At 75.5% G+C, this 13,959-nt stretch carries 15 protein-coding genes and 1 other RNA gene; 8 read left to right on the forward strand and 8 right to left on the reverse strand.

Annotated elements, in window-relative coordinates:
* Positions 1 to 45 precede the first annotated feature (45 nt).
* Positions 46 to 741: a bifunctional DNA primase/polymerase gene (locus ACGF13_RS06525; RefSeq protein WP_392869550.1), complete on the reverse strand. Its 696-nt coding sequence runs from the start codon at positions 739 to 741 to the stop codon at positions 46 to 48.
* 441 nt (positions 742 to 1,182) lie between these two features.
* On the opposite strand from ACGF13_RS06525, the gene ACGF13_RS06530 reads away from it, so the two are divergent.
* Both ACGF13_RS06530 and ACGF13_RS06535 read left to right on the forward strand, forming a co-directional pair.
* The gene (locus ACGF13_RS06530; RefSeq protein WP_392869552.1) at positions 1,183 to 1,401 is read left to right on the forward strand and encodes a hypothetical protein; all 219 of its coding nucleotides are present in this window, start codon (positions 1,183 to 1,185) and stop codon (positions 1,399 to 1,401) included.
* A 42-nt stretch (positions 1,402 to 1,443) separates the two neighbouring features.
* Complete coding sequence (locus tag ACGF13_RS06535) at positions 1,444 to 1,641, forward strand: hypothetical protein (protein ID WP_392869554.1); 198 nt, start codon at positions 1,444 to 1,446, stop codon at positions 1,639 to 1,641.
* Positions 1,642 to 1,698: 57 nt separating this feature from the next.
* On the opposite strand, the gene ACGF13_RS06540 is transcribed toward ACGF13_RS06535, so the two are convergent.
* A complete protein-coding gene (locus ACGF13_RS06540; protein ID WP_392869556.1) occupies positions 1,699 to 2,379 on the reverse strand; it encodes a PadR family transcriptional regulator in 681 nt (226 codons plus the stop codon).
* 154 nt (positions 2,380 to 2,533) lie between these two features.
* Here ACGF13_RS06540 and ACGF13_RS06545 point away from each other — a divergent pair, with 154 nt between their 5' ends.
* On the forward strand, positions 2,534 to 2,932 hold the full coding sequence (locus ACGF13_RS06545; RefSeq protein WP_392869558.1) for an ACT domain-containing protein: 399 nt from the start codon (positions 2,534 to 2,536) through the stop codon (positions 2,930 to 2,932).
* Between the two features lie 98 nt (positions 2,933 to 3,030).
* A complete protein-coding gene (locus tag ACGF13_RS06550; RefSeq protein ID WP_392869560.1) occupies positions 3,031 to 3,288 on the forward strand; it encodes a Prokaryotic metallothionein in 258 nt (85 codons plus the stop codon).
* Between the two features lie 59 nt (positions 3,289 to 3,347).
* Here ACGF13_RS06550 and ACGF13_RS06555 read toward each other — a convergent pair whose 3' ends face one another.
* The 3 genes from ACGF13_RS06555 to ACGF13_RS06565 all read right to left on the reverse strand — a co-directional run bounded on the left by ACGF13_RS06555 (position 3,348) and on the right by ACGF13_RS06565 (position 5,695).
* Positions 3,348 to 3,569: a hypothetical protein gene (locus tag ACGF13_RS06555; RefSeq protein WP_392869562.1), complete on the reverse strand. Its 222-nt coding sequence runs from the start codon at positions 3,567 to 3,569 to the stop codon at positions 3,348 to 3,350.
* A 212-nt stretch (positions 3,570 to 3,781) separates the two neighbouring features.
* Positions 3,782 to 4,179: RNase P RNA component class A (gene rnpB, locus ACGF13_RS06560), an RNA gene on the reverse strand.
* A 13-nt stretch (positions 4,180 to 4,192) separates the two neighbouring features.
* The gene (locus tag ACGF13_RS06565) at positions 4,193 to 5,695 is read right to left on the reverse strand and encodes an MFS transporter (protein ID WP_392869564.1); all 1,503 of its coding nucleotides are present in this window, start codon (positions 5,693 to 5,695) and stop codon (positions 4,193 to 4,195) included.
* A gap of 211 nt (positions 5,696 to 5,906) precedes the next feature.
* Here ACGF13_RS06565 and ACGF13_RS06570 point away from each other — a divergent pair, with 211 nt between their 5' ends.
* Together ACGF13_RS06570 and yaaA are read left to right on the forward strand one after the other, a co-directional pair.
* A complete protein-coding gene (locus ACGF13_RS06570; RefSeq protein ID WP_392869566.1) occupies positions 5,907 to 6,359 on the forward strand; it encodes a DUF3995 domain-containing protein in 453 nt (150 codons plus the stop codon).
* 42 nt (positions 6,360 to 6,401) lie between these two features.
* Complete coding sequence (yaaA, locus tag ACGF13_RS06575; protein ID WP_392870084.1) at positions 6,402 to 7,187, forward strand: peroxide stress protein YaaA; 786 nt, start codon at positions 6,402 to 6,404, stop codon at positions 7,185 to 7,187.
* 20 nt (positions 7,188 to 7,207) lie between these two features.
* On the opposite strand, the gene ACGF13_RS06580 is transcribed toward yaaA, so the two are convergent.
* The 3 genes from ACGF13_RS06580 to ACGF13_RS06590 are packed head-to-tail and all read right to left on the reverse strand — an operon-like array spanning position 7,208 to position 9,952.
* Positions 7,208 to 8,344, reverse strand: a complete 1,137-nt coding sequence (locus tag ACGF13_RS06580; protein WP_392869568.1) for a bifunctional RNase H/acid phosphatase — start codon at positions 8,342 to 8,344, stop codon at positions 7,208 to 7,210.
* A 4-nt stretch (positions 8,345 to 8,348) separates the two neighbouring features.
* The gene (locus tag ACGF13_RS06585; protein ID WP_392869570.1) at positions 8,349 to 9,092 is read right to left on the reverse strand and encodes a zinc ribbon domain-containing protein; all 744 of its coding nucleotides are present in this window, start codon (positions 9,090 to 9,092) and stop codon (positions 8,349 to 8,351) included.
* A gap of 23 nt (positions 9,093 to 9,115) precedes the next feature.
* Positions 9,116 to 9,952, reverse strand: a complete 837-nt coding sequence (locus ACGF13_RS06590; RefSeq protein ID WP_392869572.1) for a Nif3-like dinuclear metal center hexameric protein — start codon at positions 9,950 to 9,952, stop codon at positions 9,116 to 9,118.
* Between the two features lie 547 nt (positions 9,953 to 10,499).
* Between ACGF13_RS06590 and ACGF13_RS06595 the strand changes: the two genes are divergently transcribed.
* Together ACGF13_RS06595 and ACGF13_RS06600 are read left to right on the forward strand one after the other, a co-directional pair.
* Positions 10,500 to 11,912, forward strand: coding sequence for a hypothetical protein (locus ACGF13_RS06595; protein WP_392869574.1), 1,413 nt, complete (start codon positions 10,500 to 10,502; stop codon positions 11,910 to 11,912).
* The gene (locus ACGF13_RS06600) at positions 11,909 to 13,900 is read left to right on the forward strand and encodes an alpha/beta hydrolase family protein (RefSeq protein ID WP_392869576.1); all 1,992 of its coding nucleotides are present in this window, start codon (positions 11,909 to 11,911) and stop codon (positions 13,898 to 13,900) included. The genes ACGF13_RS06595 and ACGF13_RS06600 overlap by 4 nt, the downstream gene beginning before the upstream one ends.
* Positions 13,901 to 13,959: the final 59 nt, after the last annotated feature.

Consider the following 13,959-nt stretch of genomic DNA (forward strand, 5'->3'; position numbering starts at 1 on the left):
GCGCCGTGACCCGCGCAGCGGTGTCCCGCGCCGCCCGGTGGGCGTCTAGCCGATCAGCCACTGCTCCTCGGCGACGGCGCCCACCTCGGTGCAGGCGTCGGTGAGCACGTCCAGGACGCGCAGCGGGTCCGGCAGCGGCTGCTCGGGCCCGCGCAGCCACCGCACGTGGGAGCCGTCCGGCAGCGCGGCCGGCGGCAGCAGGGTGTACGAGCCGCGGCAGTGCCAGCGCAGGCCGGGGTGCTCGGACATGGTGTCCGGGGTGGAGTCGAGCGCGCTCGGCCACCACTCGTCCTCGTCCTGCGGGGTGCCGCGGGTGGCGGTGAAGAAGAGGTAGCGGTCCTCGCCGACGGCGGCGACCGGGCCCTCGACGCCCAGCGCCGTCAGCCGTTCCAGCGCCAGCCGGCCGGCCTCCGCCGGGACGTCCAGCACGTCGTGCACCCGGCCGGTGGCGGTGACGAAGTTGGCCTGCGGGTCGCGGGCGAGCCAGCGGGAGAGCTGCTCGGGGTCGGTGGTGGCCTGGGTCTGCCAGGCGAAGGAGACCGGGTGCTGGGCGGGGGCCGGGCAGGCCACCCGGTCGCAGGAGCACCGGTAGCCGGCCGGGTGGGTGGCCGGCGCGAGCGGGAATCCGGCGCGCACCGCGCCGAGCAGCTGATCGAGTCCGGCGGCCGGGTCGTCCGAGCCCCCCGCCCGCTGACGATCACGCTTCTGCCACCAGGTCGTCCACCTGCTGCCGGCTTCCATCGGGCCCCTTCCGCGCAACTGCCGTGCCTGGTGCGACACAGCGTTCGACGTACCACTCGACGCAACGCACGGCGCCCCCGGCTGCTTCCCGGGGTGCTCGGCCCTGACGTCCGCGCCCTGCCGGCCGCGGCCCGGAGTCACCGGACGGCCGACGCCCGGGTCACGGTACGCAGTCGCGGCAGCACGCTGTCCGCGCCAAGTCGGCCGGAGGGCGCGCGGATTCGCGCCTCGCCCGGCCCGTACGGGGCCCGCTGACCCGGGTGGACCCCGAGGGCGTAACAGGAAGGATAAGGGTGCGGAGGGCTTCCGGATGACCGGGGGCGGTGCCTCTCCGGTCACACTCTCGGCGCGGTCCCGGTCGCTCCGGGACCACTCCCGGGCCGGCGCCGGGCCGGTGCCGGGCCGGTCCCGGCTCCTCGGCGGAGGTGAGACCCTGGAGGGATGAAGAGCGCGGACACCGAATTCGTCGGCGGCCCCCTGGACGGAACGATCCTCCCGATCCCGCTGGGGCCGATACTCGGCGTGCCGAAGAAGTACAAGGTCCCGGTCCCCGCGCACGGCGAGGCCCCCGCGCGCACACTGGTGTACGTCCGGAGCAAGCAGGTTCGGGGCCTGAGCTGGTTCTGGCGCTACGAGTACGACGAGGCGGCCTCCGGCTGACGGCCGCCTCCTTCCTCCGCACGCTCCCCCCGGGAGGTCGGCATGGCGAGGACGGTACGGCACCCGAGGAGCCGCTCCCGGGCGGTCGAGCACCACAACCGGCAGGTGGCCGGCGTCACCGGGGTGCTGCTGCTGGCGGTGTGCGTCCACAGCGTGGTCATCGGGCCGAGCGCCTGGCTCTGGTTCGGCTGGGCGGTGCTGCTGCTGGTGTGCGTGGCACTGTTCGTGGTCCGGCCGTGAGGCCCTCCCCCGGACCGCCCGGGCAGCGGCACCGCCCGCCCCGTCCCCCCGGACCGGTCAGTCATCCTCGGCGAGGATGAGGTACAGCTTCTTGCGGGCCTCGGTCAGCACCGTCAGCCCCTTGGCGCGCTGCGCCTCGGTGCCGGTGGCCATGACCTGGCGGATCGCCTGGTCGACGGCGGCGAGCGCCTGGCCGACCTCCTGGACGGCCTCCCAGTCGACCTCCCGGCCGGCTTCCGCCCACGGCTCGGCCGGCCCGGCGTCGGCCTCGGCCCGGCCCGCCTCGGTGAGCGAGACCAGCCGCTTGCCGCCGACCTCCTCCGCGGCGATCAGGCCCTCCTCCTCCAGCAGCTGGAGGTTGGGGTAGATCGACCCCGGGCTGGGCCGCCAGGCCCCGCCGGTCCGCTCGGTGATCTCGGCGATCATCTCGTAGCCGTGCATCGGCCGCTCCTTGAGCAGCGCCAGCAGCGAGGCCCGGACGTCACCGCGCCGGGCCCGCCCGCCGCGCCGCCCGTGCGGACCACCGCGCCGGCCACCGTGCCCGCCGAAGCCGTGCCCGTACGGGCCGCCCATCGGCCGGCCGGGGCCGCCGAACGGCGGGCCGAACCCGCCGAACGCCTCCCGGCCCTCCGCGCCCTCCCCGGGCATCCCCCGGAACTCCGGGCCCGGGCCGCGGCGCCGACCGCCGCCGCGCGGGTCCTCCCAGCGGAATCGCCTTCCCTGACGTTCTGAGCGCATCGCGCCCACCTCCTCGAATCCCAGAGGTTCAACGAGGCAGTCGAGTCACTGTCTCGATAGTTCGACGATATATCGGTGACTATCGCTCGTCAACGGATTCCGACACGCCCGCGGAGCACCGCGCATCCCCCGCCCAGCCGCTACGGTGGCGGGCATGGCCGCAGAACGAGACCTCGCGACACTGCTGCGCGCGATGAGCCCGCAGCTCAACCCGGGGCGGTACGTCTACTGCACGCTCCCCGCGCGGGTGCCCGCCGGCATGCGGCCGGTGGTGACCGTCGCCGAGCCCGAGGGGGTGACGATGGTGGTCGCCCAGGAGGAGGCGGACGCGCTCGGGCTGCGCTACGAGTACGTGGCGGCCTGGATCACCCTGCGGATCCACTCGGCGCTGGAGGCCGTCGGACTCACCGCCGCCGTGTCCGGCCGGCTCGCCGAGGAGGGCATCAGCTGCAACGTGGTGGCCGGCTTCCACCACGACCACCTGTTCGTCGCCGCCGACGACGCCGACCGCGCCGTCCGCGCCCTGGAGGAACTCTCCGCCCGTTCCGCCTGACGGCGACGCCGAGTGGCCGTCTCCCCGGGAGCCTCCAAGACTGGAAGTGACCGCGCGACCACCCCGGGCCGCGGCCCCACCGGAAGGAGACGGCCGCCATGGCAATCTGCGTCACCTGCGGCAACGACTACTGGCTGGCCTTCGAGATCAAAACGGTCAGCGGCGACACCTACACCTTCGACAGCTTCGAGTGCGCGATGGAGAAGCTCGCGCCACGCTGCGAACAGTGCCAGGTCCGCATCGTCGGCCACGGCGTCGAGGTCGCCGGCATGTTCTTCTGCTGCGCCAACTGCGCCCGCGTCAGCGGCGGCCTCGGCGACCAGATCCGCGACGCCGTCGGCGCCCACCCCGCCTGAGACCGCCATGCCCGCCCCGGCCGGGGCGGGCATCGCCGTACGGGACGTCACCGCGTCCGTCAGTGCGGGGGGACTGCGCACTCCTGGTCGTACTTGTGCTGGAGGTCGGACAGCCGCTTCTCGTCGTACGACAGCTGTCGGCGGTCCGCGGCCAGTCCCGCCTCGGCCGCGGAGACCTTCACCGGGTCGGGATTCTGCTGGGCGTTCAGCTGGTCGAGCCCGGCCACGTCGTTCTCCACAGCCGTGTGGTCGCGGTCCACCGCGTGCTCGGCCGTGGTCATCCACACCCGCATGCGACTGCACGGGTCTGGTGCCAGAGGGGCCATGGTCGCGCCCCCTTCCTCTCGGATTCGGGCGTTGCCCGCTGCCTCCATCGTGGCGCCGCCCCGCCGCGGCACGCATCCGGAACTCCCCGGGGAGCCGGACGGGACATGACGAAGGGCCCCGCGACCTGTCGTTTCCGCAGGTCACGGGGCCCTCGTGAAGCCAGGGGCGGAAGAGTCGGCCTGTACGCCGGGTTCTGTCTCCCGGGTTGCTCGCGCGGCCCGGGGAGGCGGCCATCCATCTAGGGCTGCCGTTGCCGACAGCCTCGTGCGGTCCACCCGCGGACTCGGGCGAGCAGCCTTCGAACGTCCGCGCACGGTGCCCGAGGGCACCGATCTTGACCTTGCTCCAGGTGGGGTTTACCTAGCCGGCCGGGTCACCCCGGTCGCTGGTGGTCTCTTACACCACCGTTTCACCCTTACCCACCACGAAAAGCGGTGGGCGGTCTGTTTTCTGTGGCACTGTCCCGCGGGTCACCCCGGGTGGGCGTTACCCACCACCCTGCTCTGTGGAGCCCGGACGTTCCTCGGCGGGTCTGGGACCCGTCGCGACCGCCCGGCCGGCTCTTCCGCCGTAGTGGTCATCGTAGCCGCTCGGGCGGTGCCTCCCGTACACCGGACCGGACGGGCGGTGCCTCGGAGCCGAGGCGGGCCGCCACCCGGGCGGCCGTCGCGCTCGCCCAGGCGGTGGTGGTGGCCAGTCCGAGGACGAGGACCGCGCCGCCGAGGCCGACCAGGATCCACCAGCCGGCGTGGCTGGCCGGGGCGAAGCCGGTCGCGACCGGCCCGACCACGGCCGAGGTGACGACCGTGCCGATCACCGCCACGCCCAGCGACTGGCCGACCTGACGGCTGGTCGAGGCGACCGCGGCCGCCACCCCCGCCTGGGCGCGCGGCATGCCGGCGACGGCGGAGTTGGTGATCGGCGCGTTCACCATGCCGAAGCCGAAGCCGAACAGCCCGTACGCGACCAGCAGCAGGGCCGGCGGGGAGTCGGCGGCGAGCCGGGTGAGCAGCAGCCCGCTCGCGGCGATGCCGAGGCCGGCCGCGACCAGCGGCAGGCGCGGGCCCCGGACGGCGACGATCCGTCCGGACAGCGGCGCGCAGACCAGCATCATCCCGGCCATCGGCAGGGTCCACAGGCCGGCCTCGACCGGGCTGTAGTGGCGGACGTTCTGGAGATAGAGGGTGTTGAGGAAGAGGAAGCCGCCGAGCGCGGCGAAGGCGCAGACCGCGGTGACGGTGGCGCCGGTGAACGGCGCACTGGCGAAGAACCGCGGGTCCACCAGCGGCTGGGCCACCCTCCGTTCCCAGAGCGGGAAGGCGATCAGGGCGGCCCCGGCGGTCGCGGCCAGGACGAGGATCAGCGGGGAGGTCCAGCCGTTGGCCGGACCCTCGATGATCGCGGCGGTGCCGCAGCCGAGCAGCACGATCATCAGCAGCTGCCCCACCGGGTCCAGCCGGCGCGGCCGGGGCGCGCGGGACTCGGGGACGAAGCGGGCGGTCAGCGCGATGGCGGCGAGCGCCACCGGGACGTTGATCAGGAAGATCGACGGCCAGCCCGCGCCGTCCACCAGGAAGCCGCCGAGCAGCGGTCCGAGCGCCATCGAGATGCCGACCACGCCGCCCCAGACGCCGATCGCCCGGGCCCGTTCCTTCGGGTCGGTGAAGGTGTTGGTGATGATCGACATCGCCACCGGGTTGAGCATCGAGCCGCCCACCGCCTGCAGCGCGCGGAACGCCACCAGCCAGCCCAGGCTCGGCGCCAGGCTGCACAGCAGCGAGCCGAGCGCGAAGCAGACCAGGCCGGTCTGGAACACCCGGCGGCGGCCGAAGCGGTCGGCCACCGAGCCGAACAGCATCAGCAGCGAGGCCAGCACCAGGGTGTAGGCGTCGATGATCCACTGCAGCCCGGACGCCGGGGCGCCCAGGTCCCGCTGGATCACCGGAAGGGCGATGTTCACCACGGTGTTGTCGAGGCCGACGATGAACAGGCTCAGGCAGCAGATCGCCAGGACGAGCAGACGGCGGCGGGGCCCGAGGACGGGCGCGGGCGCGGCGGTGCGGGGCTGGGGGGCGGGCACGGACCGATCCTCCCACCGCGGGACGTGCCCGGGCGGGTGGGCGGCGCGTCCGGGTGGCGGCGCCGGAGCGGCGGCCGGCGCGTCGCGGGCGGGCGCGGGAGCGGCGGCGGGCGCGGCGCGGGCTTCCCCGGCTCCGGCGGGCGGGGGGCCGGACCGACGTAAGCGCTCGTACGGTGGGGGCAGCCGACGGTGTACGAAGGGGGTTCGGGCGATGAGTGGTGCGGTGCGGGCGGCCGGGGGCGCGGTGGCCGCGGTGCTGGGGGCGACCGGGGTGCTGCACGCGGTGTGGACGGTGACGCCGTGGCCGCTGGGGTCCGCGGAGGAGTTCGCGGACGCCGTGGTGGGCCGGGGCGACGGGGTGCCGCCGGTGTCCGCGTGCCTGGCGGTGGCGGGGGCGCTCGGGGCCGGGGCGTACCTGGTGGGGGCGGAGGCCGGCGTGCTGCCGGCGGTGGGGCCGCGGCGGCTGCGGCGGGCCGGGGTGCGGACGGTGGCGGGGGTGCTGCTGGCGCGCGGGCTGGCCGGTCCGGTGGTGTTCGGGCGGGTCAGTGAGCGCTCGGAGCGGTTCCGCCGGCTGAACGCACGGTACTACTCGCCGCTCTGTGCCGCGCTGGGGGCCGGGGCCGCGGTGGTCGCGGGGGCGGGGTCGGGGCGGCGGCCGCAGTAGGGTTGCGGGGTTCGTCTGCCACAGATTGTTGAGGTGTCCGCTGTGCTGGTGCTTTTGCCGCCCTCGGAGGGCAAGTCCGGGTCCGGGGACGGCGCGCCGGTGGAGCTGGAGCGGCTGTCGCTGCCCGGGCTGACGGCGGCGCGCGGCGCGGTGCTGGACGCGCTGGTGGGCCTGTGCCGGGGCGACGAGGACACCGCCGCCGGGGTACTCGGTCTCTCCCCCGGCCTGCGCGGCGAGATCGCCAGGAACGCCGCACTGCCGACGGCCGGCGCCCGCCCGGCGGGCGAGGTGTACACCGGGGTGCTGTTCGACAACCTCGGCCTGGCCACCCTGGACGAGGCCGCGTACGACCGGGCCGAGCGTTCGCTGCTGGTCTTCTCCGGCCTCTGGGGCGCCGTGCGGATCTCCGACCGGATCCCGTCCTACCGCTGCTCGATGGGCGTGAAGCTCCCCGAGCTGGGGGCGCTCGGCGCGTACTGGCGGAGCGCGACGGCCTCCGTGCTCCCGGACGTCGCGGACGGGCTGGTGCTGGACCTGCGCAGTTCCGCGTACGCGGCGGCCTGGAAGCCGGCCGGCGAGGTGGCCTCCCGCACGGCGACCGTCCGGGTGCTCCAGGAGCGCAACGGCAAGCGCACCGTGGTCAGCCACTTCAACAAGGCGACGAAGGGCCGGATCGTCCGGGACCTGCTGCTCGCCGGCGCCGAGCCGAAGACCCCCGACGCGCTGATGGAGGCGCTGCTGGACCTGGGCCACCACGTGGAGCTGGCGGCCCAGGGCACGGCGCGCAAGCCGTGGCAGCTGGACGTGGTGGTCACCGAGGTGCACTGACCCCTCCCCCGAGGGGCGGGTCAGCGCAGGTGCGAGGTGTCGTTGAGCAGCCGCAGCGAGGCGTTGCCGTCCGCGTAGTACTGGACGGCGCAGATCGAGGCGGCGGACAGCTCCATCCGGTACATCGAGTCCGGCGGGGCGCCGAGCGCCAGCCGGACCAGGGTCTTGATCGGGCTGACGTGCGAGACCACCAGCACGGTCTTGCCCGCGTACCGGGCGAGGATCTTATCCCGGGCGACGCCGGCCCGGTGGGTGAGCGTGGTGAAGCTCTCGCCGCTGCCGGTCGGCTTGGCCTTGGCGGAGCCGAGCCAGGCGGTCAGGTCGTCCGGGTACCGCTCCCGCACCTCGGCGAAGGTCAGGCCCTCCCAGTCGCCGAAGTCGACCTCGCGCAGCCCGTCCTCGTACCGGACCTCCAGGCCGAGCCGGGCGGCGACGGTCTCGGCGGTCTGCCGGGTGCGGCGCATCGGGGAGGCGACGACCGCCTGGACACTGCCGCGCGCGGCCAGCGCCTCGGCGGCCCGCTCGGCCTGCCAGCGGCCCTTGTCGGAGAGCTCCGGGTCGCTGCCGCCGCTGCCGGAGAAGCGCTTCTCCGGGGTGAGCGGGGTCTCGCCGTGGCGCAGCAGGACGAAGGTGGTGGGGGTGCCGAGGTCGGCGGGGGCGGCCCAGCCGGCCTTGGCGGCGGGGGGCTCCGGCAGGGGTTCCTCGACGGTGGCCGCCGCCGGCTTGCGGGGCTCCCACTGGCGCCCGGCCTTGCCCGCGTCCATCGCCTCGTTGGCCAGCCGGTCGGCGTCCTTGTTCCGCTCGCGCGGGATCCAGGTGTACGTGACCCTGGCGCGCGGGAAGACGGTGCGCGCCTCGGCGGCGAGCGGCTGCATGTCGGGGTGCTTGATCTTCCAGCGCCCGGACATCTGCTCGACGACCAGCTTGGAGTCCATCCGGACGTCCACCGAGGCGTCCGGGTCCAGCTCCCGGGCCGCCTTGAGCCCGGCGATCAGGCCCTTGTACTCGGCCACGTTGTTGGTGGCGTGGCCGATGAACTCGGCGGCCTCGGCGATGATCTGCCCGGTGTCCCCGTCGCGGACCACCGCGCCGTAGCCGGCCGGCCCCGGGTTGCCCCGGGACCCGCCGTCGGCTTCGACGATGAAGCGCGCCGTCACCGGCTCAGACGCCCGAGTCGGAGGTGCGGACCAGGATCCGCGAGCAGTTCTCGCAACGGACGACCTTGTCGGCCGGCTCGGCCTTGATGGCGTTCAGCTCGGTGATCGAGAACTCGGTGCGGCAGCCCTCGCAGCGGCGCTGGTAGAGGCGGGCCGCGCCGACGCCGCCCTGGGTCTCGCGCAGCTTGGTGTAGACCTTCAGCAGGTCGGCCGGGATGACGGCGGCGACGGTCTCGCGGTCGCGCTTGACCTTGTCGGCCTCCGTGTCGATCTCGGCGAAGGAGGCGTCGCGGCGGCCCTCGGCCTCCTTGAGCACGACGGTGGAGTGCTCCAGGCGGGCGGACAGCTCCTCGACCCGGCTGATGGCGCTCTCCTGGCGCTCCATGATCCCCAGCACGACGTCCTCCAGGTCGCCCTGGCGCTTGGCGAGCGAGCCGATCTCGTGCTGGAGGTTCTCCAGGTCCTTCGGCGAGGTGATCGCGCCGGAGTCCAGGCGCTGCTGGTTGCGGGCGGCACGGGAGCGGACCTGCTCGACGTCCTGCTCGGCCTTGGTCAGCTCGCGGGCGGTGTCGCCCTTCTGGGCCTCGGCGGCGACGACGAGGTCCTTGAGGGCGGTGTGGTCGGCGGTGGCCTTCTCGATCTCGGCGTGCTCGGGCAGGCTCCGGCGCCGGTGGGCCAGCTGGTCGAGCTTCGAGTCGATGGCCTGGAGGTCGAGCAGGCGGATCTGGTCGGCGGGCGCGGCGTTCAAGCGGAGAGCTCCTGTGAATCGGGTCAGGCGGTGAAGGACATGGGGGCGTGCGCGGTCCACGGGTCGGTGACCCGGTGGGAGACCTTGGTCTCCACGGCCCAGCCGCGCTTGTCGGCGGCGGCCAGCAGGGCCCGCTCGGCCAGGGTGAGCCAGGGCCACTCGGTGGCCCAGTGGGCGGCGTCGAGCAGCGCGACGGGCGCCGCCTCGGCGGCCTCGGAGGCCGGGTGGTGACGCAGGTCGGCGGTCAGGTAGGCGTCCACGCCGGCCGACCGGACGTCGGCGAAGAAGCTGTCGCCGGAGCCGCCGCACACCGCGACCCGGCCGATCAGCCGGTCGGGGTCGCCGGAGACGCGGACGCCCGCGGCGGTGGCGGGCAGGCCCTCGGCCACCCGCGCGGCGAAGGCGGCGAGGGTCAGCGGGGGCTCCAGCAGGCCGATCCGGCCGGAGCCGCGGCGGCCCAGCGGGTCGGTCGGATCCGGCACCAGCGGGCCGGTCACCCGCAGGCCCACCGCCTCGGCGAGGGCGTCCGAGACGCCGGGGTCGGCGTGGTCGGCGTTGGTGTGGGCGACGTGCAGGGCGATGCCGTTGGTGATCAGCGTGTGCACCACCCGGCCCTTGAAGGTGGTGGCGGCGACGCTGGTGGTGCCGCGCAGGTAGAGGGGGTGGTGGGTGACCACGAGGTCGGCGCCCCACTCCACGGCCTCGTCGACGACCGCCTGGACGGGGTCGACGGCGAACAGCACGCGGTTGACCTCGGCCTGAGGGTCTCCGCAGACCAGGCCGACTGCGTCCCAGGACTCCGCCCACTGCGGGGGGTAGACCTCTTCGAGCGCGGTGATGACGTCGGACAGTTTCGGCACCTGTCGAGACTACCGTGCGCGCGGGGGCGGTCGGGCCTCGGCCGTTCGGCGGGCTGCCGGGGGAACCGTCACCGCCGTTCGGACGCGGGAGCTGTGGGCGTACGGGTGCGCGTCAATCCGCGACGGGAGGCGCCCGGCGGTCTCCACGCGCTCCGTACGCGGCCGCGCGCCGGGCGCCCGTTACTCACAGCAGTGTTCTCGTACGAATTCGAAACCGCGCCCTGATCACCCTTACGAGTGAAGTGACCGGCTCTGCATTGAGGCTTCGGCTGGCTCGAAAGTAACTTCACTCCTGCGAACGGGAGTTGCCCCGGCGGCAGCCACGGCCAGGAGTCGGGCGGATGCCACGCCGGGCCGGACGGGATCCGGGTGGGCGCTCCCGCACCGGGGCGGCACCGCCGCTCCTTCCGAGGGAACCGATCAGGCCGGGCCGCGCACCCGGGTGCCGAGCGAGCAGTGGGCACCCTGGGACGGCGGCCGTGACGAAGGGATGTGGTGGCGGATGGCGGCGGGCACATCGCTGCGCACGGCCGGGGAGAGGGGATCGGTGGACCGTGGACCGGGAGCGGCGGGTTCGTGGCCGGAGACGACGCGGGCGGCACTGGCCGGTGCCGGAGGCCGGGGAGGTGGCGGGGACTGGGACGTCACCGTCGGTGGCTCCTGGTGCACGGCCAGGCCGTCCGCGTCCGCGCCGCTGCCGGAGCGGGGCTGGAAGCTCCGGGTGAGCGCGGCCTCGGCGGCGGGCGAGGCGGTGCTCTCGGCGGTGGTCCGGGTGCTCGCCGGGGACCCGTGCCGCTTCAGGTTCGCCGCCGCCCAGGAGCACCTGAGCGAGCTCAACTCCCGGAACGGCGACCGCGGCGCGGCGGGCGAGTTCATCACCGTCTACCCGGCCGACGACGCCCAGTTCCAGCGACTGGCGGCCGAACTGGACCGGGCCACCGCTGGGCTGCCGGGCCCGGTGGTGCCCTCCGACCGGCCGTACCGGGCCGGGAGCCGGGTGCACTACCGGTACGGCGCGTTCGCGCCGCCGGCGGAGCCGGGCGAGGACGGCCGGGAGGTGGCGAGCGGCGCCGAGGTCGTGGTCAAGCAGGCCCGGGCACACCTGGAGGTGGGCCGGGCCGGCACCGACGCCCGCGAGGCGCTGCGACACGAGGCCGCGCTGCTCGACCGGCCGGCGGGGCGGGGGCTGGCGCCGCGCCCCCTCGAACTGATCGAAGAGGAGGACTCCCTCTTCCTGGTGCAGGAACGAATCACCGGGCAGCCCCTCGGCTGCTGGGTGGCCGCCCGGCTGCGGCGCGACGGCGGCCCCGGCGTCGACTGGGCCGAGGCCGGGCCGGTCGCGCACGGCCTGCTCGACCTGGTCGAGCGGGTCCACGCCCAGGGGCTGGTGCTGCACGACCTCTCCCCCGGCAACGTCATGGTCCGCCCGGACGGCACGCCGCGGCTGGTCGACCTCGAACGCGCCACCGAGGCCGGACGGCTCGCGGGCGCGGGCTGCACCCCCGGCTACCGCGCCCCCGAACACGGGCCCGGCCGGCTCGCGCTCGCCGCCCGCGGCCGCGTCGCCGACCCGGCCGTCGACCTGTACGCCCTCGGCGGCCTGCTCTTCCTGCTGGCCACCGGCCACGACCCGCTGCTGCCGGAGGACCTCCCGCGGGCCCGCCCGGCCGCCGAGCGCCTCGGCCGCTGGCTCGCCCTCGCGGCCAGGACCGGCGGGACGGCGCGGCGGCTGGCGCCGGCGGTCCTCGGGCTGCGGGCCGAGGATCCGGAGCGGCGATGGGCGGTGGCCCGGGTACGGGCGGCGCTGAACGAGGACGACCCGGCGGGCCCGGCGGCCTTCCCGCGGCGACCGCGCCATGGCGGGCCCCGGCTCCGGCCGGCCCCGGCACCACCGGCCGTACGCCGGCAGCCGCCCGACCGAACGGACCCGTCCGGCACCACCGGGGTGAGCGGAGCATGAACGTGGCCACCCGGACCGCGACCCAGGCCCTGCGCCGGCTGAGCTTCGCCTTCGCCGCCGACGGCAGCCACGCCGCCTGCCTCGCCTCCGCCGCCGACAGCGGCTGGTACGTGGAGAGTTGGCGACTGCCGCCGGACGGAGAGCCGGCCGCGCCGACCCCGCTGCCGCTGCCCGGCAACCGCTCGGAGAGCCCGCGCTCGCAGCTGGTCGCCCTGTCGGACGGCTCGGTGCTGACCTGCCGGCACGACGGCGACCGGCACGACCTGGTCCGCCTCTCGCCCGGCGAAACCGGCACCCTGGAGCAGCAGTCGGGCTCACTGCGGATGGCCGGACTGCGCCTGCTGCCGCTCCCGGCGCGGGACGACGCCGGTCCGCGGACGCCGGTGGCGGTCGCGCTCGGCAGCGACACCCGCCCGGCGACCACCGCCTGGCTGGTGCGCACGGACGGCAGCGAGCCCGAACAGGTCGCCGAGATCCCCGGGTTGCACGGCGGCGGCACCTGGCTGGACCGTACGGGCACACTGCTCGCGCTGGACCGGGTGAACGCCGGCCTGGTCCGCAGCGTGGTGCTCGACCTGCGCACCGGCCGGACCAGCCCGCTGCTGGAGATCGGCCCGCAGAGCAACGACCGCCTGGTGCTGTTCGACCCGGACAGCCGGTTCGCGATGGTGCGCAGCGACGCGCCCGGCACCGACCGGCTCGGCTGGGGCGTCCTCGGCGCCGGGCAGCCGCTGCGGTTCCCGGAGTGCCTGCACGTCACGGGCATGGTCCTGCGGCCGGTGGCGCTGCGGGTGGCGGCGGACGACCCGCGGGTCGCGGTGCAGATCGACCACGGCGCGGGGTCGGCGCTCGCGCTGTGGCGGCCCTCGACCGGGCGGCTGGACCCGCTGCCGGTGCCGCCCGGGCGGCTCGGCGCGGTCGGCCACTGGGACGCGGCGGGGCTGCGGCTGCCGTACTCCTCGCCCGACCACCCGACCGCGCTGGCCACCCTCGACGTGGACGCGCTGCTGGCGCACGGCCCGCTCCCGGCCGCCTCCGGACCGACGCCGCTGCCGCTGCGACTCGCGCCGCTGGCCTCGGGGCTGCCCGGCCCGTGGCGGGACACCGTCCTGCCCTGGCAGCCCGGCGGGGTGCGCCCGGTGCGGACCGAGCCGCCGGGCTGGCGACTCGACGGCAGCACCCCGCCCGGCGACGGCGGCCGCTGGCAGCCCGCACAGAGCCTCGAACTGGCGGGACCGGCAGGCCCGTTGGAGGCCGTGGTGTACGGCGGGGACGCCTGGCTGAGCAGCCCGCACCTGGTGCTGGCGCTGCACGGCGGCCCGGCGGACGCCTGGCGGCTGGAGTTCGAGCCGGCGCTGCAGCGGATGGCCGCCGAGGGCCTGGCGGTCGTCGCCCCCAACCAGCGCGGCTCCACCGGTTACGGCGTGGCGCACGCGCTGGCCATCCGGGGCGCCTGGGGCGGCCCGGACCTGGACGACGTCCTCCACCTGCTGGACGGCATCGCGGGCCAGCGCGCCGCCCTCGGCCTGGAGCCGCCGGCCCTCTTCGGGGTCAGCTACGGCGCCTTCCTGGCGCTACTGGCGGCGGCGCACGCGCCGGCCGAGCAGGTCGCCCGCTGCGCGGTGGTCGCGCCATTCCTGTCCGGCGCCCGGCTGCTGGCCGAGTCGGCGCCCCCCGTACGGGCGTTGACCACCCGGCTGGGCGGCGGCGAGCCGATCGCGGACCCCCGCGGACCGCGCGACGTGCTGCAGCTGGCGCACCGGCTGAGCGCGCCACTGCTGGTGGTGCACGGCAACCGGGACGAGGTCGTGCCGGTGAGCCAGTCCCGCTCGCTGCGGCACGAACTGCTGCGGATCGGCCGGGTCGAGGGCGAGGACTTCCGGTACGTCGAGGCGGCCGGCTCCGGGCACGAGGTGCTCGCCGACGAGGGCGCCGCCGTCCTGCACGAGCTGCTGGCCACGTTCCTGCGGACCGGCCGTCCGGGCTGAGCGGGCGGTAACCCTCCGGTGCCGGAGGCGCCGCGCTAGGCGATCCGAGTGAACCCGCC

This window comes from Kitasatospora sp. NPDC048286, assembly GCF_043201735.1.
In the GTDB taxonomy this organism is placed as follows: domain Bacteria; phylum Actinomycetota; class Actinomycetes; order Streptomycetales; family Streptomycetaceae; genus Kitasatospora.

Excerpts from the sequence above, each read along its gene's own strand:
- ACGF13_RS06525 (WP_392869550.1), bottom strand. The coding sequence starts at position 741 with ATGGAAGCCGGCAGCAGGTGGACGACCTGGTGGCAGAAGCGTGATCGT.
- ACGF13_RS06530 (WP_392869552.1), top strand. The coding sequence starts at position 1,183 with ATGAAGAGCGCGGACACCGAATTCGTCGGCGGCCCCCTGGACGGAACG.
- ACGF13_RS06535 (WP_392869554.1), top strand. The coding sequence starts at position 1,444 with ATGGCGAGGACGGTACGGCACCCGAGGAGCCGCTCCCGGGCGGTCGAG.
- ACGF13_RS06540 (WP_392869556.1), bottom strand. The coding sequence starts at position 2,379 with ATGCGCTCAGAACGTCAGGGAAGGCGATTCCGCTGGGAGGACCCGCGC.
- ACGF13_RS06545 (WP_392869558.1), top strand. The coding sequence starts at position 2,534 with ATGGCCGCAGAACGAGACCTCGCGACACTGCTGCGCGCGATGAGCCCG.
- ACGF13_RS06550 (WP_392869560.1), top strand. The coding sequence starts at position 3,031 with ATGGCAATCTGCGTCACCTGCGGCAACGACTACTGGCTGGCCTTCGAG.
- ACGF13_RS06555 (WP_392869562.1), bottom strand. The coding sequence starts at position 3,569 with ATGACCACGGCCGAGCACGCGGTGGACCGCGACCACACGGCTGTGGAG.
- ACGF13_RS06570 (WP_392869566.1), top strand. The coding sequence starts at position 5,907 with ATGAGTGGTGCGGTGCGGGCGGCCGGGGGCGCGGTGGCCGCGGTGCTG.
- ACGF13_RS06600 (WP_392869576.1), top strand. The coding sequence starts at position 11,909 with ATGAACGTGGCCACCCGGACCGCGACCCAGGCCCTGCGCCGGCTGAGC.